Annotated in this window: 19 protein-coding genes; 4 read left to right on the forward strand and 15 right to left on the reverse strand. The window is 65.3% G+C overall.

Going from position 1 to position 23,901, the window contains the following annotated elements; translation table 11 throughout:
- Window positions 1-17: 17 nt before the first annotated feature.
- The 4 genes from VSR71_RS12435 to VSR71_RS12450 all read right to left on the reverse strand — a co-directional run bounded on the left by VSR71_RS12435 (window position 18) and on the right by VSR71_RS12450 (window position 4,683).
- Complete coding sequence (locus tag VSR71_RS12435) at window positions 18-1,439, reverse strand: aldehyde dehydrogenase family protein (RefSeq protein ID WP_342914157.1); 1,422 nt, start codon at window positions 1,437-1,439, stop codon at window positions 18-20.
- A 63-nt stretch (window positions 1,440-1,502) separates the two neighbouring features.
- Window positions 1,503-2,480 (reverse strand): tripartite tricarboxylate transporter substrate binding protein, encoded by a 978-nt coding sequence (locus tag VSR71_RS12440; protein WP_342914158.1) that lies wholly within the window; start codon window positions 2,478-2,480, stop codon window positions 1,503-1,505.
- A gap of 292 nt (window positions 2,481-2,772) precedes the next feature.
- Complete coding sequence (locus tag VSR71_RS12445) at window positions 2,773-3,927, reverse strand: porin (RefSeq protein ID WP_342914159.1); 1,155 nt, start codon at window positions 3,925-3,927, stop codon at window positions 2,773-2,775.
- A gap of 390 nt (window positions 3,928-4,317) precedes the next feature.
- Window positions 4,318-4,683, reverse strand: a complete 366-nt coding sequence (locus tag VSR71_RS12450) for a hypothetical protein (protein ID WP_342914160.1) — start codon at window positions 4,681-4,683, stop codon at window positions 4,318-4,320.
- 406 nt (window positions 4,684-5,089) lie between these two features.
- Here VSR71_RS12450 and VSR71_RS12455 point away from each other — a divergent pair, with 406 nt between their 5' ends.
- The 3 genes from VSR71_RS12455 (at window position 5,090) to VSR71_RS12465 (ending at window position 8,421) form a co-directional block, all read left to right on the forward strand.
- Window positions 5,090-6,109: a tripartite tricarboxylate transporter substrate binding protein gene (locus VSR71_RS12455; protein ID WP_342914161.1), complete on the forward strand. Its 1,020-nt coding sequence runs from the start codon at window positions 5,090-5,092 to the stop codon at window positions 6,107-6,109.
- Between the two features lie 310 nt (window positions 6,110-6,419).
- Complete coding sequence (locus tag VSR71_RS12460) at window positions 6,420-7,430, forward strand: tripartite tricarboxylate transporter substrate binding protein (protein WP_342914162.1); 1,011 nt, start codon at window positions 6,420-6,422, stop codon at window positions 7,428-7,430.
- A 127-nt stretch (window positions 7,431-7,557) separates the two neighbouring features.
- On the forward strand, window positions 7,558-8,421 hold the full coding sequence (locus VSR71_RS12465) for an SDR family oxidoreductase (RefSeq protein WP_428979394.1): 864 nt from the start codon (window positions 7,558-7,560) through the stop codon (window positions 8,419-8,421).
- 156 nt (window positions 8,422-8,577) lie between these two features.
- Here VSR71_RS12465 and VSR71_RS12470 read toward each other — a convergent pair whose 3' ends face one another.
- Together VSR71_RS12470 and VSR71_RS12475 are read right to left on the reverse strand one after the other, a co-directional pair.
- On the reverse strand, window positions 8,578-9,618 hold the full coding sequence (locus VSR71_RS12470) for a tripartite tricarboxylate transporter substrate binding protein (RefSeq protein WP_342914164.1): 1,041 nt from the start codon (window positions 9,616-9,618) through the stop codon (window positions 8,578-8,580).
- Between the two features lie 13 nt (window positions 9,619-9,631).
- Entirely contained in the window at window positions 9,632-10,558 is a 927-nt protein-coding gene (locus tag VSR71_RS12475) for a TauD/TfdA dioxygenase family protein (protein ID WP_342914165.1), read from the reverse strand.
- A 190-nt stretch (window positions 10,559-10,748) separates the two neighbouring features.
- Between VSR71_RS12475 and VSR71_RS12480 the strand changes: the two genes are divergently transcribed.
- Entirely contained in the window at window positions 10,749-11,666 is a 918-nt protein-coding gene (locus VSR71_RS12480; protein WP_342914166.1) for a LysR family transcriptional regulator, read from the forward strand.
- Between the two features lie 31 nt (window positions 11,667-11,697).
- Here the strand turns inward: VSR71_RS12480 and VSR71_RS12485 are convergent, their stop codons facing one another.
- From VSR71_RS12485 to VSR71_RS12525, 9 genes are all read right to left on the reverse strand, one after another.
- Window positions 11,698-13,467 (reverse strand): hypothetical protein, encoded by a 1,770-nt coding sequence (locus VSR71_RS12485; protein ID WP_342914167.1) that lies wholly within the window; start codon window positions 13,465-13,467, stop codon window positions 11,698-11,700.
- A gap of 145 nt (window positions 13,468-13,612) precedes the next feature.
- Window positions 13,613-15,295 (reverse strand): GMC family oxidoreductase, encoded by a 1,683-nt coding sequence (locus VSR71_RS12490; RefSeq protein WP_342914168.1) that lies wholly within the window; start codon window positions 15,293-15,295, stop codon window positions 13,613-13,615.
- Window positions 15,296-15,403: 108 nt separating this feature from the next.
- A complete protein-coding gene (locus VSR71_RS12495) occupies window positions 15,404-16,825 on the reverse strand; it encodes an aldehyde dehydrogenase family protein (protein ID WP_342914169.1) in 1,422 nt (473 codons plus the stop codon).
- Window positions 16,826-17,497: 672 nt separating this feature from the next.
- Window positions 17,498-18,238, reverse strand: a complete 741-nt coding sequence (locus VSR71_RS12500; RefSeq protein ID WP_342914170.1) for an IclR family transcriptional regulator — start codon at window positions 18,236-18,238, stop codon at window positions 17,498-17,500.
- A 139-nt stretch (window positions 18,239-18,377) separates the two neighbouring features.
- On the reverse strand, window positions 18,378-19,148 hold the full coding sequence (locus tag VSR71_RS12505; RefSeq protein ID WP_342914171.1) for a citryl-CoA lyase: 771 nt from the start codon (window positions 19,146-19,148) through the stop codon (window positions 18,378-18,380).
- Window positions 19,142-21,277: an acetate--CoA ligase family protein gene (locus VSR71_RS12510; RefSeq protein ID WP_342914172.1), complete on the reverse strand. Its 2,136-nt coding sequence runs from the start codon at window positions 21,275-21,277 to the stop codon at window positions 19,142-19,144. Before VSR71_RS12510 ends, VSR71_RS12505 begins: the two co-directional genes overlap by 7 nt.
- Window positions 21,274-21,774 carry a MaoC family dehydratase gene (locus tag VSR71_RS12515; RefSeq protein WP_342914173.1) on the reverse strand — a complete coding sequence of 167 codons (501 nt, stop codon included), beginning with the start codon at window positions 21,772-21,774 and terminating at the stop codon, window positions 21,274-21,276. The genes VSR71_RS12510 and VSR71_RS12515 overlap by 4 nt, the downstream gene beginning before the upstream one ends.
- A 217-nt stretch (window positions 21,775-21,991) precedes the next feature.
- Window positions 21,992-23,155, reverse strand: a complete 1,164-nt coding sequence (locus tag VSR71_RS12520) for an acyl-CoA dehydrogenase family protein (protein WP_342914174.1) — start codon at window positions 23,153-23,155, stop codon at window positions 21,992-21,994.
- A complete protein-coding gene (locus VSR71_RS12525) occupies window positions 23,148-23,897 on the reverse strand; it encodes an SDR family NAD(P)-dependent oxidoreductase (protein WP_342914175.1) in 750 nt (249 codons plus the stop codon). Before VSR71_RS12525 ends, VSR71_RS12520 begins: the two co-directional genes overlap by 8 nt.
- Window positions 23,898-23,901: the final 4 nt, after the last annotated feature.

A 23,901-nucleotide genomic window follows, 5' to 3' on the forward strand; every position in this document is an offset into this window, starting at 1 on the left:
CGGCTCCTGATAGAGCTTTACAGGCTGACCGCCTTCCACTCCAGGAACTCGGCCAGCCCCTCCGCTCCGAACTCGCGCCCGTTGCCCGAACGCTTGACGCCGCCGAACGGCGCACTCAGGTCCGCCGGCGCAAAGTTGATACGCACGGTCCCCGCACGCAGCCGAGCCGCCACCTGGCGCGCACGCTCCGCATCGCCCGACGCAACATAGGCAGACAGGCCATACACCGTGTCGTTGGCAATGGCGATCGCCTCTTCTTCGCTGTCATAAGGGATCATGCAGAGCACGGGGCCGAAGATCTCCTCCCGGGCCACGGTCATGCCGTTGTGCACGTCGGCGAACACGGTCGGCCGGACATAGAAACCGCGCTCGAGACCGTCCGGGCGGCCGGGGCCGCCGGCGACCACGCGCGCGCCTTCCTCGATGCCGAGACCGATCATCTGCTGCACCTTGTCGAACTGCGCGCGGTTCGACAGTGGTCCGATTCGGGTCGCCGGATCGGCAGGATCGCCGACCTGGAGCGCGTTGGCCGTGGCCGCGGCAATGGCGAGCGCTTCGTCGTAACTGGCGCGCGGCACCAGCAGACGCGTGGGCGCCACGCAGACCTGGCCGGTGTTCACCATGCACTGCGCCACGGCGGTGCTGATGGCAGTCTTCAGGTCGGCATCGTCGAGCACCACCAAGGGGGACTTTCCGCCGAGTTCCTGGGCGACGCGCTTGACTGTGGGCGCGGCGTTCTTCGCCACTTCCACGCCGGCGCGCGTGGAGCCGGTGATCGACACCATGTCGACCTCGGGATGCGACGACAGCGCGGCGCCGACCGATGGCCCGTCGCCGAAGATCATGTTGAACACGCCCGGCGGCGTGCCGGCCGCGTGCATGATCTCGGCGAAGATAACCGCGTCCAGCGGCGCAATCTCCGAAGGCTTGAGCACCACCGTGCAGCCGGCGGCCAGTGCGGGTGCGACCTTGGCCGCGATCTGGTTGAGGGGCACGTTCCACGGCGTGATCAGCGCAGCCACGCCGACCGGCTCGCGGCGCAGCCACGTCTTGCCATGCGTGGTCTCGAACGCGAAGCCGCGCAGAACCTCGAGCGTGTTTTGGATATGCACGAGCCCGATCGGCGCCTGCATGGCATTGCACAGCGTAACGGGGGCGCCCATTTCGAGACGCACGGCCTCGGCAAGTTCCGGCACGCGTGCGCGGTACTGCTCGGCGATGCGTTCGAGCAGCGCGATGCGTTCCTCGCGCGCGCTCTGAGACCATGTGGCAAAGGCATCGCGGGCGGCCGCGACCGCACGTTCGGCGTCTGCCGCGGTGCCCATCGCAAGCCGGGCGACCGGCTCTTCGGTAGCAGGGTTGATCACGTCGGCCAGCGTGCTGCCGGCAGCCGGCGTGACCCATTCTCCGTGGATGTAGAAGCGGTCCAGCGTCTTCATATGTCGGTTCTCCCGCGATTCATTGTTGCTCTGTCGGGAGCAATTGTTGGAGCGCATCGCGGCTCATTCTGGCTGGATGCCGGCAAGCGTGATCATCTGCTTCCAGCCCAACTGGTCGGCCACGATGTTCCTGCGCAGTTCGGCGCCATCGGCGGCATAGGCCGCGCTGCCCCGGGCCTGGTAGTGCGCCATGGCCTCGGGCGTGGCGGTGAACTGCATGGCGAGCCGGGTCAGCTTGTCGACAATCGCCTGCGGCGTGCCGGCCGGTGCGAACAGGCCGACCCAGGTGTTGAGCGGATAGCGCTCCAGGCCGAGCTCGCTGATTGTCGGCACGTCCTTAAGCTGCGGCAGCCGGCTCGGGCCGGAGATCGCCAGCGCGCGCAGCTTGCCGCTCTGCACGTGCGGGATGACGGCCGACACTTCGACGCAGGCGTAATCGACCACGCCGCCCATGACATCGGTCATCATCGCGTTGGCGGCCTTGTAGGGCACGCTGACGGTGTCGATCTTCGCTGCTTCGTTGAAGGCGGTGATGATGACTCGGTACCCGGTGCTGGAGGTGGCGAAGTTGAGCTTGCCCGGCTTCGCGCGAGCGGCCGCGATCAGGTCGGCGGTGGAGCGGTAGGGCGAGTTGCCGGGCACGATCACGGCCACCGGCAGCACCGACAAGCGCGCCACGGGGGCGAAGTCCTTCATCGGGTCATATGGCAGCTTGCGGAACAGGAAGGGATTGGCGGCCATGGCGCCAGAGCCGGACAGCAGCAGCGTGTAGCCGTCCGGTGCGGCCTTGGACACGTAGTCGGTGGCCACGACCATATTGCCGCCCGGGCGGTTTTCGACGACGAAGCTCTGGCCGAGCTTGTCGGACAGGTACTTGGCCAGCAGGCGCGTGTAGTCGTCGATGCCGGTCCCGGCGCTCGTGACGGAAACGATCTTCACGGGACGCTCGGGGTAGTCGGCTGCGCGGACGGGTGCGGCCATGGCAAGCGTGGCGAGCATGGGGCACAGCAGCCACAGGGCGCGGCGTTTGAATGTCAGCATGATCTGTCTTCTCTTTGTGGTCATATATTTGCCCGGCTGCAGCGGCCTGGCTGCACTACCATTCGCGCTCCATTTGGCGTACACAGGTTTGCCGCCGGCCCCAGCCGCTCGCAAGGGTTTGGGGCAGAGGGATACTGGCTCGGTTGGCAGGGCCCGTCGGGAACGCCGCCAATTGCCACGGGCACCAGAAATGACAAGGCAGCGAGCCAATGCCGCAGCGCAATGCGCTGGTTGAGGCTGGCGCGATCGCACTGACCGCGCCAGTCTCATCGCACGCCAGTCGAACGGGTCGTCAGAAGATATGCCGGATGCCCGTGATCACCCCCACCATGCTCTTCTGTCCCGTCATGGATGGATAGTTGAACGCGTAGGCCGTTGCCGCGCTGTCGAAGCTCAGGCTGCCATTGCGCGCATAGCCCACCGACAAGTACACGTCGGTGCGCTTGCTCAGGTTGTAGTCCGCCAGGAACGTGTACTGCTGCATGTTCGGCGGATTGGTGGACGCAGCCGCCGGCGTGGCCGCGGACTTCTTGACATCCGCATAGTAGTAGGCAAGCGACAGGCCAAGGGCCGGCGTCACCTGGTAGTTGATGCCCGCCCACCAGTAGTCGTCGCGCAGAAAGGTGTTGCCGTTGGGGAAGTCGGCCTTGTTCCAGCGGTAGCCGGCGGTGAGCTTGACCGGGCCGTTGGTATAGCTCGCGCCGGCAGAGGCCTTGCGCACCTTGGCGGTCTGACCCGGCGTGAGCGCCGGGTTCCATTCGTCGTAGCCGAGGCCCATGCCGAACGTGCCGCCCAGGTACATCACCGAGGCGCCATATGCGGTGTTGTCCTTCGAATGCGCCGGATTCTCGCCCGCGCCGCCGTTGGCGAGCAGGTTGCCGGAGGACAGCGCCGGAACGCCCGTGCCGAACGAGTAGTGGGCCACTGCCTGCACCCCGCCAAACTCGCCTTTGTACTTGACCATATTGCTTTGGCGGTAGTTGATACCCATCCACCAGACACCCGGCTCATAGGTGGCGGCGAAGCGAAGGGGAGAAAAGTTCACCAGGCCGTCCAGCAGGCTGGTGGTTTGCCGCCCAAGGGTGATCTGTCCAAGCTCGCTCTTCTTCAGTCCCACCATTGCCACACGGCCGAACAGCCCGCTGGAAGACGGGGCGCCGGAATCTGGCATGAATGCGCCTTCCAGGACAAAGATTGCCTGCAGGCCGCTGCCAAGGTCCTCAGTGCCGCGCATGCCCCAGCGCGACGCGGACAGGCCGCCAACGCTTGGCATGCCGACACGCGACCCGCCGGTGTTCGGGCTTGCAGCGGACGTGGCGACGCGGTTGACGTACTCAATCGGGGCATCGATAACACCGTAAAGCGTGACACCAGTCGCCGCGTGGGCGACGCCGTTCCATCCGGGCAATGTTCCCAGTACCGCAAGTGCGCACAGTTTATGTTTCATGTGCTGCCATCTCCTCCATCATTGTTTGTGCTACCCCGGCCGTGCACCGTGGTGTGCCGAGGTGGGGGTGCTTCACGCACGGGGTGTGCGTATTGGTAAGGAAAGCACGGTTGCCCATGCACTCCGCTACCCGTCTCGGGTTGGTTTTTTGCGCCAGCAGGACTGAAACATGTGGAACAGGACATCTGCGCAGCGCGGGTTGCCACCCGTTGGGTAGGACATTCCGGCGCAGATGGCGCCGGGGCGTCGATGGCCGCGGCTACCCCCCGTCGGCAAAGTTGCCATACCGCTTCATGTGCAACACGCCAGTGACGACTGACGCGGGTTCGCCGGAGATGGATCGCCGCGATGCCGGAGCGCAAAGCCGTGGTCGGGGCGCCACAACCAAGGTCAGTTCTGCGGCAGCACCCAGGCGCCGCGATGACGGCGCCGACCGGATTGCATGCGGCGGTGAGCGGCCCAGAACAGGACGCGCAGCGGAAATCCCAGGCTGCCGGTCATGGCCTGCCGGCAATGCTCGGCTTCCAGTTCAATCGCTACCCCAAGCTCGGCGGCGCACGCGTAGCAGACGATGCGCGTGCGTGCATCGCCGCACTGCATGCGGCTGTCCAGCAGCGCGTGCAGCGTCTCCACGTAGGACGGCCGGTTCGTTGCACGCGAGGACTCCCGCGCACAGCGTTGCAACTGGCGGCTGAACTGGCGAACTTCCTGCAGCAGGTCCATGAGCCGTTCCATCGGTGCGATGGCATTCGCCATGCCGCTGGTTGCATGGGGCCCTTGCCGGCTGGCGGTGTGGGTGTGAGTCGTGGTCGGTTGAAGCTGCATCGTATTGCGTCCCGGAAATGGCTGCGCATTGGGCAAGGGGTGCCCGCGCCGTCGTGGAAACCAGTGTCACGCGTGCGCGCCGGAATTGCCCCACTCGACCAAGGGGGGCATGCCGCGGTCTGACCCACCCCGGGGGCTATACGAACCGTCTTTCGTGAAACAGCGGCGCGCGCCCGTCGCGAAGGCATATGAGCATTGCTACGATATACGGTAGATATGTACGAAATAACGTAGAATTAATTGCGCCGCGACCGCCGACGAGGTTGCGCAGTGAGAAGAAGCGCACACACGGCTTCGCAAGGGCATTGCCGGCATCCCGGCGTACAGGAGACATTCCATGACCACGTTGATCCCTCAGTTTCGAACCTTGCTTGCCCGGACGGCTGCTGCCGGGCGCGGCTTCCTGCTGGCTTGCGGCACGCTCGCCGCCGCCGCGCCCGCTGCGCTGGCCGTGCCGGTGTACCCGGCCAAACCTGTCACGCTGGTCGTGCCGGGGCCGCCCGGCGGCATTACGGATCAGATCGGGCGCCTTGTGGCGGCCAGGATGACCAGCGACTACGGCGTACGGGTCGTCGTCGACAACCGCCCCGGTGCGGGCGGCAACCTGGCCACGGACATCGTGGCGCGCGCGGAGCCTGATGGCTATACCGTCCTGCTCGGCACGCAGGGCACGATGGCCAGCAACCAGTTCCTGTACAAGGCGCTGCGCTTCGATCCCGCAAAGGACTTCGTTGCCGCGCAGGGACTGGTCTCCATTCCCAACCTGCTGGTAGTCAACGGCAAGTTGCCTTACCAGTCAGTCAAGGATCTTGTGGCGTACGCCAAGGCGCATCCGGGCAAGCTGGCGGTGTCTTCGGCCGGCAATGGCACGGGCAGCCACCTGGCTGCGGAGCTGTTCCAGACGCTGGCCGGCGTGAAATTCGTGCACGTGCCGTACAAGGGCAGCGCACCGTCCATCACTGACCTGCTCGCCGGCCAGGTCGACCTGACGTTCGACTATCCGGTGTCGACGCTGGCGCAGGTGCAGGCCGGCAAGCTGCGCGCGCTGGCAGTGACCGGCGCGAGCCGGTTGCCGGCGCTGCCGCAGGTGCCCACGATTGCAGAGGCGGGCTATCCCGGCGCCGAATCCACATCGTGGATCGGCCTGTTCTTTCCGGCGCGCACGCCTGCTGCCGTCGTGGCGAAGTGGGAGGCCGACGTCGGCCGCATGCTCAAGGAGCCGGCAACGGTCGAAGCCGTGCAGAAGATGGGAGGCGTGCCCTTGCCGCTGAGCGGAGAGGCTTTCCGCGCCTTTGTGCAGGGCGAGCGGACAAAATGGAAGGCGACGATCGAGCGCGCGGGCGCGACACTGGACTGATCAGTCGGCCGGCCAACCGATGGTCCGCTCCGCCACGACACCACGACATTGGACACTCCAGCGTCTGCGCGGATAAGCCACACGACAAACGTAACACGCGACAACCGGAGACACGTCCGATCCTCAGCACACCCCACACCGGGGGGCCACCATGAAAGGGGTTGGCCGTGATGATATGTCCGCGAGAGGCCCACGCGCCCGTTTTCCGTATCCCAAATTCTCTGATGTCGTGTGGGCTTTTTTTCTGCAGTCCAGCCAATTTTCGCCACCGGTCAGTCGCCGGCGCGGCTCAATAAGTGGAGGAGCAATCATGAAGCAACCCGATCCCCGGCGCCGGCTCGCGCTGCTGGCCATGGCAGCGGGTGTGGGGGCATACGCCTTCGCCGGTATCGCGGCGGCGCAACCGCAGTCCTGGCCGCAACGGCCGATCAAGATAGTTTCGGTGGCGAGTGCCGGCACCGGCATCGACGACTACACCCGCTTGCTCGCCAAGTTCCTCAGCGAACGCCTCGGCCAGAGCGTGGTCGTGGAGAACAAGCCGGGAGCGAACATGATCCTCGCCAACGACGCCGTGGCAAAGGCGCCCGCCGACGGCTACACGCTACTGCTGACCGCATCGAGCGCCATGTCGGCCAATCCCCTGCTCTATACGAAGCTACCCTACAACCCGACGCGGGATTTTGTACCAGTGGCCAGGCTGTCGACGTTGCCTATCGCCCTGGTGGTGTCCGGCACGTCGCCGTACAAGTCGGTGGCCGACCTGGTGGCGGCGGCGCGCGCCAGGCCGGGAACCATCAACGCCGGCAGCAGCGGCAATGGCTACCGCCTGATGACGACGGCCTTCACCGATGCCTCGGGCATCCGGATCACCGACGTCCCGTACAAAGCGACGAGCGGCCTGCTGCCGGATGTCATCAGCGGCACGGTGGACTTCTGCATGCTGGAGTTCTCGGCGGCACTGCCTCAGGTAAAGGCCGGCAAGCTGCGTGCGCTGGCCGTCGTCAGCCCGAAACGCACGCTGCAACTGCCCGACGTGCCGACGCTTTCGGAAGCGGGCGGAGTGAACAAGGACCTGCTCGAAGCCGTGTCGCGCACCAACTGGACGGGCTTGTTCGCCCCCGCCGGCACGCCGGCGCCCATCGTTGGCCAGTTGTCGAAGCTGGCACTGGAGTTCGCGACGTCGCCGACTGCCATGGATCACTACGCCCAACGCGGCAGCCTGCCCAATCCGGGTTCTGCCGCCGACCTGACGAAGGCGATCCAGTCGGACCAGCAGGTGTGGAAGCGGATGATCGCAATCTCAGGCATCCAGCCCGAGTAATTTCAAGTGAGCCCTGGGTGAGTCCGGCATCCGGTGTGCGGGCAAACATGGTTTCGTGGCCGGCCCGGGCAGCAGCGTGCCGGCGAGAATAAAGGTACAAGGAGGTTGCGCTTTGGGTTATCAATCAATGTTCAAGGCTGGCGCGTTCGAGGGCCGCACGGTGATCGTGACGGGTGGCGGCAGCGGCATCGGCCGCTGCACCGCGCACGAGCTGGCTGCGCTGGGGGCCACGGTGGCCCTCGTCGGCCGCAACGTGGAAAAGCTGCAAATGGTGCAGGCGGAAATCCTCGAGGATGGGGGAAAGGTCTCGATCCACGTGTGCGACATTCGCGATGAAGCTACCGTCATCGGGACCGTCGACGAGGTACTGGCCACACATGGCCGTATCGACGGCCTGGTGAACAACGCGGGCGGCCAGTTCTACAGCGCCATGGAGTCGATCTCGACCAAGGGCTTTGACGCGGTCGTGCGCAACAACCTGACCGGCGGCTTCATCTTCATGCGCGAAGTGTATGGGCGCTGGATGAAGGCCCACGGCGGCGCCATTGTCAACGTCACCGCCAGTCTCTACAACGGGCTGCCGGGCTTCGCCCATTCGGGGTCGGCCCGCGCCGGCATGAACTTGCTGACCGAGACCGCGGCCTACGAGTGGGCCCATTCCGGCGTGCGGGTGAACAGCGTGGCGCCCGGCATGATTGCGTCGAGCGGCTTCGACAACTACGGCGAGGCACAGGCGAAGGCGATCCGCGAATACACCTCGCGCGTGCCGATGCAGCGCTACGGCACCGTGGCCGAGGTGTCGTCGGCGATCGTCTATCTGCTCTCGCCCGCCGCCGGGTTCATCACCGGCGCGAGCCTGCGCGTGGACGGCGGCGGACCGATGGAGCGATCGTTCTGGAAACTCGCGCCGCACGACAAGTGCGTGCCCTTTGAAGGCTTCCATCGCGACACGCTGCCGGAAATGCTGCGGAATACGGGTGATTCGGAATAATCGGCCGCTTATAAAGGCGATGGCCCCCGCACATGCGGGGGCCTGTCGTTTCGGGGCGTTGCACAAGGTACATAAGGTGCATAAGGTCGCCACGCCCCCCTTATTTACCCCGCCTGGGAGATTTGCGGGGACGCCATGTCATGCCGCAGGCGCCCGTCACTCCGGCTGCAGTCCCGCCGCGGCGATGAGTTGCTTCCAAACCTGCTGGTCCGCCCGGATATTCCGTGCCAGTTCCGGCCCGGTGCCCGGGTTCGGCAAGCCGCCGCGTGTCGCATGGAAGGCCTTCGCTTCAGGCGACTGCACGAATTCGAGTGAGAACCGCGCGAGCTTTTCGACGATCGGGGCAGGGGTTCCGGTGGGAACGAAGAGGCCCGTCCAGCTGACGCGCGAGACGGCATCGACCAGGACGTGATCGAGCAACCCGGCTTCGGCCAGCGCTGGCACGTCAGGCAGCATCGCCAGGCGCTTCGGATTCAGCACCGCCACGGCGCGCAGCTTGCCCGACTGGATCAGTGGGCTGGCGAGTGTCAGGTCGACGACGCTGTAGTCGATGACACCTCCGACCAAGTCGGTCACGAGCTGGCTCATCCCCTTGTATGGAATTTCCTCGTTGCGGATATTTGCCGCCCGACTGAAGGCCGCGCCCAGCACACGGAAGCCCGACGTCGCGCTGGCGCAGTTCAGGCCCGAAGGCTTGCGGCGCGCGGCGGCCGCCAGGTCGGCCACGGACTTGTACGGTGAGGCGGCCGCCACGACCACGGCCATCGGCAGCGCCGTGAGCCGGGCGACCGCCGCGAAGTCCTTGTCGGGATCGTACGGCAGCCGTTTGTACAGGTAGGGATTCGCCGCCATGGCGCTGGAGCCAGAGAAGTAGATCGTGTAGCCGTCCGGCTCCGACTTGGCAACGAACTCGCTTGCCACGATCATGTTGGCGCCCGGCTTGTTCTCCACCACGACGCTCTGCCCCAGCTTGTGGCTCAGGTGCCGGGCCAGCAGGCGCACGTAGTCGTCGACGCCGGTGCCCGGGCTCACTGGCGATACAAGCCGGATTACCCGGTCCGCATAGCCCTGGGCAATGGCCGGGCCGGCCAGCGGAACCAGGATGGCGCCGGCCGCGACGGCCAGCAACGCCCGCCTGCGCGGCAACCTGGCGTCAGTGCCCGATTGCACGGGCTGCATGTTGACTGACTTCATCATTCTGTGCCTGACCTCACAGGGGACGCTCGCCGATGATCGTCGCGCGATTCATGTGGCGAACCGCCGGAAAGTAATCCTGCACGGCATAGTGCTGCGTGGCGCGGTTGTCCCAGATGGCGATGGTGTCGGGCTTCCAGCGCAGCCGCACCTGGTACTCAGGTGCCGCCGCCCGCCGGTAGAGGTACTGCAGCAGGTCGGTTTCAGCCAGACGGAAGTCAAAGCCGATGCGGTAGTTGTCATGGATCGCCTTGCGGAAGTTGGCGAGGTGCGTGGTAAAAGCCTCGTTGATGTAGAGGATCTTTTCGCCAGTCTCCGGGTGGGTCCGCACGACCGGATGGGTGACAGGCGGATACTGTCTGCGCCACGCCTCGGATTGCTCCTCCGAGACCTCGCGGACCATCGTGGGGACGAAATCGTGCACGGCCTTGAGGTCTCCGATCTGGTCCTTCACCGTCTGCGGCAGGTCGGCATACGCGGCGGCCATGTTGACCCAGATGGTGTCGCCTCCGACTTCCGGGCAGCTAATGCAACGCAGCACGGACCCCATCGAGGGGATCTCGCGCCACGACACGTCGGAATGGAAGATGTTCTCCCGCCCGCGCTCGATGGCATCGCGGCCGAAGATGATCAGTTCCGGATGGTCGGGATGGTTGCTCAGCAGGGGGTGCACTTCCAGTTCGCCGAAGCGCCGGGCCAGAGCGACGTGCTGCGCGGGCGTGATGGCCTGGTCGCGGAAGAACAGCACCTTGAATTTCAGCAGCGCGGCCCGCAGGGCGGCATAGGTATCGTCATTCAGCGGGCGGGCCAGGTCTACGCCGTCGATCTCCGCACCGATCACCGGCGTGCAGCGGCTGAGTGAAAAGGGCCACTCATCGTTTGCCCGGGCTTGGCCGGCGGGAAATGGCCTTTCGGCCGCGGTCAGCATGGTGTCGGCTTGCATGCGGTTGTCTCCTTGATGTCGTTGGAATAGAGGCTGTCGCCTCGGGCCGGTCACGGGCTCGTCGTCGAGGAATTCGGCAAGCCCGTGCGGGCCGTCCCTGGAGGTTAGGCTTGTCACGACGATGCGTCCAATGCATAGTATGAGAAACTCAATGCAGCCTACACATTGAATATCCAACGCCGATATCGAGATGGATCTACGCCGATTAACGCACGCCACCACGCTCGCGGATGAACTCCACTTCGCCCGCGCCGCAGAACGGGCTCACCTGAGCCAGCCGGCTTTCAGCCGCAGCATTCAGTCACTCGAACTGGAGCTCGGCGTGCGGCTGTTCGACCGCGACAGCGGCAACGTCGCGGTGACGACCGCGGGGAAATTCGTCATCGAGCGCATCCGGCGGCTGCTGTTCGAGGCGCGCTGCCTGCAGCGCGATGTCGATCTCTATCTCGATAGCCAGCTTGGCGACACGGCGTTCGGCGTCGGCCCGGTTGTCAATGTCAATCTGATGCCGGCGGTACTGGCCGAACTGCGCAGGCGCCATCCGCACGTGTGCATTCGTGTGGAACAAAGCAGCCGGCAGCAACTGATGCGCCGGCTCTCAGAGGAGGCGCTCGAATTCGTGGTGGCAGATGTGCGCGAGCCGACGGATGGGCTCGACGTGCGCCTCCTTCCTGTCCAGCATATCGGCCTGTTTGTGCGCACCGGCCATCCGCTGGCGGGACGCCAGTGCGCGTTCGCCGAGGCCTGGCGTTACGGCATTGCGACGGTCAGCATCTCCGAGCACACGGCACGCGTCTTCGCTGCCCGCCTGCAGCTATCGCCGGAAGTCCAGCCCACGCCAGCCCTGCAGTGCGAAGATCCCGAGACGCTGCGCCTCGTGACGCTCGCCACCGACACCGTTCTGATTTCGACCCGCGGCGCCTTGCGCGCCGACCTGCGCTCAGGGGCGATGGTGGAACTCGACCTCGCCGATCCGCTGAACCTCCCCACCCGCTTCAGTATCGCGACGTTGCGCAACCGGACGCCGTCACCGATGGCCAGGACCGCCATGGCCTGCATCGAGCGCGTCGCCGCGGGGCTTTCCAGCGGCGGCGACGTGCGTGCGTAGCCCGGTTCTCGGCGCGTAGCCAGCCGCTTGGCTATGGATGCGTTCGCGGCCCCATTGCCACCTCATCGGGGAGTGGCACGCGCTTCATCCTGGCCGTGTCGAGACGCATCAGCCCGAACGCGCCGCCGTAGAAGATCCGGCCTTGAGGATCGATCTTGATCGGGGCGTACATGCCATTGAAGCTGGGATCGCTGCCGGTGCGGATAGTCATCACCGTTTTGCCCGTATCCAGGTCCATGCCGATGTGGTAGCGGTCGTTCCATCTGCCCACGAAATAGCCGTCCGTAACGGCCATATGTCCGGCGCCGCTAATCATCGGCACCACGGAGATCGACGAGACGTCGGTGCGCGTCCATTGCTGCTTCCACGAATGCGTGCCGTGATTCCACTTGTAGCTGGCGACTCCCGCCGGTCCGGGCCGCGTGGCGCCACTCACCAGGCTGACGAAGTAGTGGGTGCCGTGCACCTGCGGCGCATCGGCGGTCGGGATGTTGTTGACGACGAAGGCGTAGTCGCCATATGCCGCGACGGACTGTTCCGACTGCACGACGTCGATTCCCGGGCCCATGTCCACCTTGATCTGGTCCGCAATGCGGGGGGAAGACGTACCTGGTTTTTGCTTCGCGTTGGCGGGAATCTTGTCACGCCAGAAGGCGACCAGATTCATCTTTCGCGCGCCATCGGTAATGACCACCAGCTTGTCCTCGTCCGGGCCGAAGCCCATCAGCGTGGGCGTCGAACCCGTGCCGTCCGCGAGCTTCGGCGCCGGCATGCGCTCGCCGCGCTCATAAGGCGTCTGCCAGGCTCCGCTGGCTTCGTCGCTGTGAATCTTGCCGGCTGCGTCGACCACCAGGCGGTACATGGTCGTGTTAGAGGCCACATAGACTGCGCCGCCGCCCGCTTCGGGCCCGGTGGCGAAGCTGTTGAGAAACAGCTCGTCGCTGCCCCGAACAGTAAAGACATCGATGACTTCCAGCGAATTGCGGTCAAGCGTAATGACTTTCCCGCCCAGCGTGTTCAACACCACGTAGCCGTTGTATGTCATGCCCATCCCAAGCAGCATGTCTACCGGGATGCGGGTCCCGCGCGCGGCCCGGGCGTTGTCGAACAGGGACTCGGGCAAGATTACCCTGCGTGGAGGTGCCATGCCTGAAAGCGGATCCTGCCGGTCTGCCTGGTCGATGCGGAAGAGCTGGCGGCCGCTGCATCCGTAAAAGCTGTCTTCGCGGCTCAGCATCGAATAGACCGCGCCATTGACGAGCTGGTCTTCGGAAGCATTGAGCATGCGGTTCGGCTGCGTCTTCATATACGCAAGCATGCCCTTCTCGTCGCCGGCATCGAGGAAGCCCTTGACAGCCAGGGCCTGCGCGCGGCGCTGCTGGGGCGTAACGGGCCGATAGTCCGGGAGCGTAACCGGGATATCGCGGTGCGCGATCTCGACCAGCTTGTCGCCATCCAGGCGAAGCTTGCGAAGGGAGAAGCCGCTCCACCACCAGAAGATGTCCTGGCCCCCGACCCTGTCGGTGACGAGGGGCAGGCTGGTCGATTCGTTCGGGATGACCTGCACTGACTCTGGCGTCAGCTCGAACGCGCCGCGGGGCATGGAAAAGCCCACGCTGTCCGTGGCGGCATCGTTCCAGTGCGTCTGGTTGTTATAGGACGGAGCGAGGAAAGGATTGCGCTCGGGTTCCGCGGGCTTGCCGGCTTGTACCGTCAGGCCGAATCCGGCAAGCGCGACGGCGACGATGAGCCGGACGGAACTGGGCGCCGCGATGCGACGATGCTGTCTGGAGAGGGCCATAGATGGATCCTGGTGTTTCTGTCGATGAAAATCCTGGCGGACGAACTGAAGCGCCCCCGGAACGGCGACGTCTCTGGCCGGCCATTCTTGAATGGCCAGGGGTCAGATGATTTCCGCCGCCCGGAGCACGGGCATTTTCAGGCGCTCAGGCGAGTGCGGCGTCCGCTTGCGGATGCTTTGACCGCAGGTCGTTTCCTGCGCGCATGACGCCGAGAACAAGGTCCGCGGCCTTCTCGCCGATCATGATGGCCGGCGCATTGGTGTTGCCGCCGTTGAGGGTCGGCATGATGGAGCAGTCCGCGACGCGCAGGTTCTCTACGCCTCGGACCCGCAGTTGCGGATCGACCACCGACGCCGGGTCGTCGCCCATTCGGCACGTGCCGGCGGGGTGGAACGCGATGTCGGTACGCTGCCTGAGCATGTCCCGCACCGCGTCGTCATCGCTGCCATCGAAGCGGAGGTGTGCGTCGAAATAAGGCTTGCCGCCCATGCGTGCCAGTGGCGCCTGGTCGAAGATCCGCCTGACGATGCGGGTTCCGGCGAGCAGTGTTTCCATGTCGCGGGGATCCGCAAGCAGGTTCTGGTGTATCACCGGTGCGACGCGGGTATCGGGAGACGCCAGCCAGACCGCTCCGCGGCTGTGGGGACGGAGGACGTAGACGATGCAACTGTAGCCATGCCTGGACAGATGGGCCTTGTCCGAGAGGTTCGGTGCAAAATGGAGTTGCAGGTCCGGTTCGGCCAGGCCGGGATGGCTCTTCACGAACCCTCCCGTCTCCGAGATGGTCGCCGCCAGCATGCCGTCGCGTGAACGCCGGTATTTGAGCCACTCACTCAGGAGACGGAGGCCGCCTGGCAGTGATTTCGCCATGAGGTCGATACTGAACAGCCGGTGATGGAGTTTCACCAGAGGATGTTCCTGCAGGTTCTGACCAACGCCGGGTGCGTTGTGTACGACGTCGATTCCCATTTCACGCAGGTGCGCGGCGGGCCCGATGCCGGATGCCATCAATAACTGCGGCGAGCCGAATGCCCCGCCGCAGAGGATGATCTCGCGCTGTGCCAGCACTGTCTGCTCGCGCCCATCACGCATCAGCACGATGCCCGCTGCACGCCTTCCCTCGAAGAGGATGCGCAGCACCGTCGCGTTCACTTGCACGTCGAGATTGCGCCGGCCCCCGTTCAGCGAATCCGTCTTCCCGCCATGCAGGTAAGCCCGCGCGCTGTTCCAGCGCTCGCCATCGCGCATGGTTCGCTGATAGAAACCGACGCCTTCCTGACGGTCGCCATTGAAATCGTGGTTGTAGGGAAAGCCCGCGGCTTCCGCAGCTTCCAGAAAGCGGTGGTCAAAGGGATTGGTGGAGCGGGTGTCGGCCACATGAAGCGGCCCGCGGCCGCCGTGCAAGGCATCTTCCTCCCGCCCGCCAAGCCGGACGTTGCATTCGGCCTTCTTGAAGTACGGCAGCACATCCTGCCATGCCCATCCTTCGCATCCCAGATCAGCCCAATGGTCATAGTCACTGGGTGTTCCGCGAATGTAGATCATCCCGTTGATGGACGAACTTCCGCCGAGGCCGCGGCCGCGCGGCTGATAACCCCTGCGGTTGTTGAGTGCCGGTTGCGGCTCCGTCGTGAACCCATAATTGAAGGGGCCCGGCTTCGGAACCATGGCTGCGATGCCGATTGGTGTGGTGACTACCTTGCTGTGATCGTGGCCGCCGGTCTCGACGAGCGCGACGCTTCCTGCGCCGGCGTCGGCCAGACGCCCTGCGACGGCGCAGCCTGCGGAGCCGGCGCCGATGATGATGTAGTCGTATGTAGTTCGCATCTTGTCTCCGCCTCGTTGCAGCCGGCTTACTCCTGCCGGCGCTTGTTTTTCGTCCTGAAATCCTCGAACGCTGGCATTCGGGATCTTCTCGTTATCCGGGGTGGTCGTTCAGCCGATCACGGCCTTGCATTCGAGGAATTCGGCAAGCCCGTGCGCGCCGTTCTCCCGACCGTTGCCGGAGGCCTTGTAGCCGCCGAATGGCAGTGACAGATCCGTGGAGGCACCGTTGATGCGCACCGAGCCGGCACGTATGCGCGCCGCCACGCGGCGGGCGCGGGCGGTGTCGCCAGATGCGACATAGGCCGCCAGGCCATAGTCGGTGTCGTTGGCGATGGCGATGGCGTCGTCTTCGTCGTCGTAGGGAATGACGGCCAGCACCGGTCCAAATATTTCCTCACGCGCAATCGTCATGTCATTGCGGACATCGGCGAAGATCGTGGGCCGTGCATACAGGCCATGCGCCAGCCCATCCGGCCGTCCCGGACCGCCCGCGGCCACCCGCGCGCCTTCCTCGATCCCTATGCCGATCATGCGCTGGACCTTCTCGTATTGCTGGCGATTGGAAATGGTGCCGACTTGCGTGCCCGCATCCGACGGATCGCCGACCTTCAGTCCGTTGGCCACGGCCGCCGCGATGCCCACCGCGTCATCGTAGCGGTCGCGCGGCACCAACATGCGGGTAGGCGCCACACAGGTCTGACCGGAATTCATCATGAGTTGCATCACGCCGGTCTTCACTGCGGTGCCCAGGTCGGCGTCGTCCAGTACGATGAGGGGCGACTTGCCGCCCAGCTCCTGCGCCACGCGCTTGACCGTGGGCGCAGCGTTGCGTGCCACTTCGATGCCGGCGCGGGTGGATCCCGTGAACGAGACCATGGCTACGCCACGGTGGGCGCACAGTGCCGCGCCCACCACCTGTCCCGCCCCCTGCACCAGGTTGAAGACGCCGGCGGGAGCGCCCGCCTCGTGCACGATCTCGGCGAAAATCCTGGCATCGAGCGGCGCGATCTCTGACGGCTTCAGCACGACGGTACAACCGGCGGCGAGCGCGGTCGCGACCTTGTTGCAGACCATCACGAGCGGCCAGTTCCATGCCGTAATCAGCCCCGCCACACCAATCGGCTCGCGGCGCACGGTATTGCTGCCATGCGGCGTCTCGAAGGCGAACTCGCGCAGTGTCTTCACCACCATGTCTAGCTGCGCCAGCGCAAGCCCGACATGCGCGGTGCGCGCCAGCGAGATCGGTGCGCCGATCTCGGCGCTGATCGCCATGGCAAGATCTTCTTTCCGCGCGGTGCAGCCCGCGAGAATGCGCTCCAGCAGGTCGAGACGCGCCTCACGGCTGGTTTCGGACCAGGCTGGAAATGCCGAGCAGGCCGCTTCGACGGCGCGATCCACGTCCTCCGCCGTGCCCATCGCCATCGTGCCGATCACTGCCTCGGTGGCGGGATTGACGATCTCTGCCAGCGTGCCGCCGGCCGCGGGCGCCGTCCACGCGCCGTTGAGGTAGAACTTGTCTGCGTGATACATGGGATCTCGGTACAGGTTGATACCAATGAAGGCCACCCCGCCTGGCGGCTGTCCTTCGCGCTTGTCTGATGCAGCGAGGTTAGGCTGGCACTGGGGATGTGTCCAATGCATAGTTCAGAGGACTCGATGCAATTGCCACATTGAGATGCCCCAATGCCGCCATTGATTCTTAATGGCGAAGGAACTGGTCCCGGGAGAATTCGAGGATCAACGGAGCGGCGTGTCGAAATGGCAGCCAACACCGGGCGCGGCGCGGAACGCCGGCATGGTACGTTCCGTACAGACGCGCGCATAGTTGCCGCTTCGGATTGAAGTGGTGGTGCCACGTATGGAGCTACGGTGGCGGCCGCGGTCCGGCGTGCCGCACCAGGTCAATACACCTTGCCGGGCCAGCAGCGTATCAAGACCACATCACCGTTATGTCGCAGCGAACCCTCGATGAAACGTAGGCGCTCGCACGAATGAAGCTGGCCGACATCACCATGCATCGGTCATAGGCGCGGAACGCGCATGCGGTTCCTACGGACGCAATCTATGCAAGGGCGTATCGGCCGAATTCGCATTTGAGGGGGCCGGCGCGGTATCTCTGTTTACCCATAGTTGCGAATTGCACATAGGGGTCGACCAGAGACGCTCACACGTCCCCGTGCGACGCAAGGGAAACGCGCACGATCAATCCTCGCTCATCAATGCATCCCGCACTTCGATCAGTGCAGCGAGATAGTCGTCGTGGTTCTTCTTCATGCGCTCGGCTGGCCCCGCCAACGATATGCCCGCGGGCTGGCCGCCCAGCCATCCCGCCACCGCCAGGCCGTGGACGCCCTCGCTGCCTTCTTCGTGCGCTTCGTACCAGCCGCGTTTGCGGCTTTTGGCGATCTGGGCCATCAGCGTGTCGACGTCCAGGATCGTATGCGCGGTGGCAGGGCGGAGCTTGCTCCTGGCCAGCGTCTCACGGGCCTCTTCGGGCGGCAGCAGCCCGAGCAACGCCTTGCCGAGGGCGGAGGCGTGCAAAGCCGCGCGATAGCCGACCTCGATGATGTATCGCAAAGGCAGCCGGCTGGCCTGCACGGCGACCACCTTGACCGCGGTTCCGTCGAGCACGCCGAAGAACACGCTTTCGTTCGTCCTGGCGCTCACCTGCTCGATGGCTTCCTGGGCCACGGTGGTCAGCGGGTCGTTCTCGGCGATCTGCCGCGCGATTTCAGAGAGGCGGCCGGTGGGGTAAAAGCGCCGCGTGCGCGTCGTGCGCATCAGGTAGCCCAGGGAATGCAGGGTATGGAGCAGGTCGGAGGTGCTGCTTTCCGGCAGTGACAGCAGCCGTGCCATGTCGGAATTGGACAGTTCGCGCTTTTCGCGCGCGAAGACCTCGAATACCGCCATGGCGCGGCCGGCGGCGGGAATCATCGTGGGCATGCTTTGGAAGGGTGGGCAAGGATTCGGTGGATGGAGGAATGATACGAAATTTCGTATCGATCGGGAAGCCTGTCCGCCGGATCTCGCCACCCGCCGGAAAGCACGCCGCGCAAGCGGCAGCGTGCTTTCCGGCCGCCGCTCAGGGCAGCACGTTGCGCGGGTCGGCCTTGAGCACGAGTTGCCAGGCTTCGCGCGCCATCGGCTCCTGCTTTTCCTCCAGCACGTGGGCGAGCAGGCCCGCCGAGCGGCCCACCAGCGCCAGGCCGCGTGCGATCAGCGGGTCCAGGCCCATCGCGGCGACGATCGCGCCGATCGCACCGACCACGTTCATCGGCAGCTTGCGCTTCTGCTCCTTGACCAGGACCTCGACGATGGCCTCCATCAGGCGCCAGTGCAGCCCGTAGTAACCGTTCTGGCGCGACAGTTCGCGCAGCGCTGGCACGCGCGGGTCACCGTCGACGTGGATCGGATGCCCGACGCCGTAGATCTGCTGGCGGCGCTCCTTGTAGCGCTGGATCAGGCCTCGGGCCGCTTCCAGGACCTGCTCGTCGGTGGCATCTTCGCTCAGCTCGCGCGTGCCTTCGTTGAGCATCTCGGTCGCGTTCTGCATCGGGCCCAGGAACACGCTGCCCGCGCCGAGCAGGCCGGTGGCCACCGCGCCCTGCAGCGCTTCCGGCGCACCGATGTACGTCAGGCGGGCCGACAGCGAGCTTGGCGTGATGCCGTGGTCGGCCGTGGTCACAAGCAAGGCGTTGACCATGACCTTTTCGCGCGGCGTGGGCAAACGCGACAGCGTGGTGAAGAAGATCATGTCGACAAAGTCGAACTTGCCGATGATCTCGGTGGCGAGGTTAAGGCCACGCACCATGATGGTGTCCGTGGTGGTGTAGCCGATTTCAGTCTTTACCATGTGGAAGGCTCCGTGCCTTGATAGGAGAGGACGGCGTCCAGCGCGACCACGCCCTCGCCCTGCGGGCGGACCGCTAGGGGGTTGATTTCCAGTTCCTCGATGCTGCAGGCGTGCTTTGCGACAAAGCCGGACAGCTTCACCAGCACTTCAACGAGCGCATCGATGTCAAACGCCGGCTGCCCGCGATAGCCCTTGAGCAGTTCATGGCAGCGGGTTTCGGCGATCATCTCGCGCGCCGAGGCCGGCGTGAGCGGCAGCAGGCGGCGGCTGACGTCCTTGAACAGCTCGATGCTGACGCCGCCCAGGCCGAACGTGCACACGTGGCCGAACACCGGGTCGCGGTGGACGCCCACCACGGCTTCAACGAACGGGGAGGGGAGCATCGGCTCCACCAGCACGCCTTCGATCTGCGCGGCGTCGCAGGCTTTCGTGCCGTTGGCGTGGATTTCCTCATACGCTCCCATGGCTGCACCGTCGGATGCGATGCCCAGGCGCACGCCACCGATATCGGTCTTGTGCGTAATGGCCGCGCTGACGATCTTCATGACCGCGCGGCCATTGCCGACATTGCGGAACGCCAGCGCGGCTTCGGCCGGCGAACATGCCACAACGCCTTGCGGCGTCGGAATGCCGGCCTGCTCCAGCAGAGCCTTGGTCTTCGCTTCAGACAAGTTGGCGGTTGTCTCGACGCCGCTCACGTCGGCCAACGGCCGCCATTCGCGCTCGAATTTCGCTTTCCAGCGGCCGTATTCAATGAAGCGCTGGACGGCCAGCACGGCATTGCCCACCGCGCGCATCGGCATCAGCCCGCCATCGATCATCTTGCGATGGCCTTCGCCGGTGCGGTCGCTCATCCAGACCGGCACGATCGGCGTGCTGGTTTCCTCCAGCTGCACGCGCACCATGCTGTCGGCCAGCATGGCCGTGGTCTTGCCGTACTCCACCGGGATCGGCACCAGCACCAGGTCGGTGTTGGGGTCGGCGGCGGTGGCCTTGAGCGTGGCGTAGCTGACTTCGGTGTTGACCAGCACTTCGGCCGTGACGTCGACCGGATTGGTGAACGCGGCAAAGCCGGGCAGGGCTTGCCTGAGCGCTTCGATCGTGTGCGGCGCGAACTCGGACAGCTTCAGGCCGGCCAGGCCGACCATGTCGGAAGCCAGCGCCGCGGTGCCGCCCGAGAAGCTGTACACGGCAAGCTGCTCCTTGCCGGTCGGCTTGCGACGTGCGAGCAGCGAGGCCACGTCGATCAGTTCATCGATGTCGTCGACTTCGATGATGCCTAGCTGGCTGAACACCGCGCTGTTGATCTCGGCGGAACCGGCGATGGCAGCCGTGTGTGATTGCGCCGCCTTCGCGCCGTATTCCGACTTGCCGACCTTGATCGCGACGATGGGCTTGCCACGCCGGGCCGCATGCAGGGCCGCGGCCATGAATCGCGGGCCATTGCGCACGCCTTCGAGCGTGGTGACGATCACCTCGATGTCGGGCGCGTCGGCCATGTAGTGGATGTAGTCGCTGACCTCGAGGTCGACTTCGTTGCCGCCCGAGCACCACAGGCCCACGCCAACGCCACGGTCCATCGCCTGGATGAACGAGCGGCCGAGGCCGCCGCCTTGCGTGGCCACGCCGATCGGGCCGGGGCGGCGGTCGATGCGCCATGCCGGGGAGAATGTCAGCCCCAGGCGCGCGTTCATATTGTTCAGGCCGGGGCAGTTCGGGCCATAGATGCGCATGCCGGTGCTGGCGACGATCTCGCGCATCTCGGCTTCCACCGCACGGCCGTCTTCGCCGGTCTCGCCGAAGCCCGACGTGAACACGATCGCAAACTTGATGCCCAGCTCGCCGCAGTCGCGCAGGGTCTGGATGACCATGTCGGCGCGCACGGCCAGGATCGCCAGGTCCGGCGCTTCCTTCAGGTCCTTGACCGATGCGACGCAGGGCCTGCCATGGATCTCGGCGCGGCCCGGGTTGACCAGGTGGAGTTCGCCCTTGAACTCGGAGAACGTGGTCAGGTTTTCCAACGTGCGGCCGCCGATGCTGTCCGGCTTTTCGGACGCGCCGACCAGCACTATCGAGTTCGGATTGACGAGCCGCGACAGGTCGCTGAACCAGATGGCCTGGTTGGTCATTGCGCTTCTCCCGGCGTGCGGCGCTTGAACAGGCAGGTCGCGGCCATTTCGGCCACGATTTCGCCGCGCTGGTTGACGGCCTTGCGCATGAAGGCGACGATGCCGCGGTCCGGGCGGCTCGTGGCCTTCTGCTCGACCACCTCGATGTCCACGCGGATGGTGTCGCCGATGAACGTGGGCTTGGGGAACTTCAGGCGGTTTTCCAGCACGCTGAACAGCGAGCCTTCGAAGAACTGGTTCGGGATCGAGCGCGAGGTCAGGCCGGCCATGAACGCTGCCACCAGCATGCCGTGGGCGATGCGCTGGCCGAAGATGGTGCCCTTGGCGTATTCGGCGTCGACGTGCACCTTGTTGAAGTCGCCGGTCAGCGCGGCAAATGCGGCCACATCGGCTTCGGTGATGGTGCGCGACGAGGTGCTGTAGGTCAGGCCGGGCGTCAGGTCTTCCCAGTAGAGCGTGGTGTTCGCGACTTGTTCGAGGATGGCGGGTTGGGTCATGGGTGGTGTCTCTCGGTGTCTCTGTGTCTTTCAGGGTTTCTCCCCTCTCCCGCTTGCGGGAGAGGGGCTGGGGGTGAGGGCGGGCGTTTGCAAGAGCGAAGGCTGTTACTTCGTGGCAACTCCTGCCCTCACCCCCGTCCCCTCTCCCGTGGGCGGGAGAGGGGAGCCTTCTTCAGGCGGTGTCAGTCTCAGGTGGTGATGCTGGCGCCGGCACTGCTTATGTCAGCGCACTGATTCCCAGAATCTCGCGCCCGATGATGAGCGTCTGGATCTCCGTGGTGCCTTCGGGAATCATCCCGCCGCGCGTATCCCGGAAGATGCGTTCGATCGGGTAGCCGGTCGCGTAGCCCATGCCGCCGTGCACCTGAAGCGCCAGGTTCGACACCTCGAACGCGGCTTCGGTGGCGTACAGCTTGGCGATCGAGCATTCGGTGCGCGAGGTGCCGTTCTGCATCGAGCGCGCGGCGCGGTAGCCCAGCGAGCGCGCCGCCTGCGTCTTCATGGTCATGTCGACGATGTGCTTCTGGATCAGCTGGAACGAGCCGATCTGGCGGCCGAACTGCTTGCGCTGCAGCGCATAGTCGACCGACAGGTCCAGCGCGCACTGCGCCGCGCCCACCGCGCCCATGGCCACGTTCAGGCGGCCGAAGTTCAGGCCGATCAGGATCTGGCGCAGGCCCTGGCCTTCCTTGCCGAGCAGGTTGGCGGCAGGCACTTCGGCGTCTTCAAACGTGAAGGCCGCGGTGCCGGTGCTGCGCGTGAACATCGTTTCCACCGGCGTGGCGTCATACGGCGTCACGTCGCGCTCGACCAGGAAGAGCGACAGCTCGCCGTTGCAGGTATCGCTGAAGGTGCGCGCCACCACGATGCCGAAGTCCGCGAACATGCCATTGGTGACCCACAGCTTGCTGCCGCTGAGCACGTAGCGGTCGCCGCGCTTGTCGGCGCGGGTCTTGATCTCGGCCACGTTGGAGCCGACGTCCGGCTCCGAGATCGACACGAAGGCCTTGCGCTCGTTGCGCAGCAGCGGGCGCATGAAGCGCTCTTTCTGCTCTTCGTTGCCGTAGGCGTTGATGATGCCCGAGACGATGTTCAGCCCGTTGAGCAGGATGCGCAGCGACAGCCAGCAGTAGCCGGCTTCTTCCATCATCACGGCCCACGTCTGGTAGTCGAGACCAAGTCCGCCGTCGGACTCGGGCAGGTAGCCGCCGAAGTAGCCGAAGTCGGCCAGGCCGGTCAGCACCTCGTGTGGAAAGCGCTTGTCCTTTTCCGCCTGGTCAATGCGCGGCGCGATGTTTTCCTTCAGGTAGCGGCGGATGTTGTCGCGCAGCAGCCGCTGGTCGGCATCGAGGCCGTCGACGTCAATGCTGGAATCAACCATAGCGGCCTCCGGTCACGAACAGGGTTGTGCCGGTGATGTAGCGGGCATGTTCCGATGCCATGAAGGCCACGGCACCGGCGATGTCGCTGGTCTGGCCCGGGAAGGTCACAGCGTTCTTGGCCATGACATTGGCCAGGATGGTGTCGTAGTTCGGCAGGCTCTTGATGTACTCGGTCTCGATATAGCCCGGGGCGATGGCGTTGACGGTCACGCCCTTGCGCGCCTGCTCCAGCGACAGCGCGCGCGTGAAGCCGATGATGCCGGCCTTGGCGGTCGAGTAATTGGCCTGGCCCGGGTTGCCGAACAGCGCGCGCGAGCTGATGTTGATGATGCGTCCCCAGCCCTTCTCGTGCATGAACGGCAACGCGGCGCGGCAGGTGTGGAACGAGCCCTTGAGCGTCACGTCGAGCACCAGGTCCCAGTCAGACTCGTCCATCTTGAGGATGGTGCGGTCCTTGACCAGACCGGCGTTGTTGACGAGCACGTCGATGCTGCCGAACGCTTCCTTGCCGGCGCCGACCATGTTGCGCACCTGTTCTTCCTGGCGCACGTCGCACTGCACGGCAATCGCCTTGCCGCCGGCTTGCTCGATCCCGCTCGCGGTTTCACGCGCGGCGTCCAGGTCCAGGTCCGTGATCACCACGGCCGCGCCTTCCTTCGCCAGCATGCGGGCGGTTTCCGCGCCGATGCCTCGCGCCGAGCCGGTGACGATCGCCACGCGGCCATTCAGTCCAAGATCCATTTCT

This window comes from Cupriavidus oxalaticus (assembly GCF_038900635.1).
Lineage (GTDB): Bacteria > Pseudomonadota > Gammaproteobacteria > Burkholderiales > Burkholderiaceae > Cupriavidus > Cupriavidus oxalaticus_B.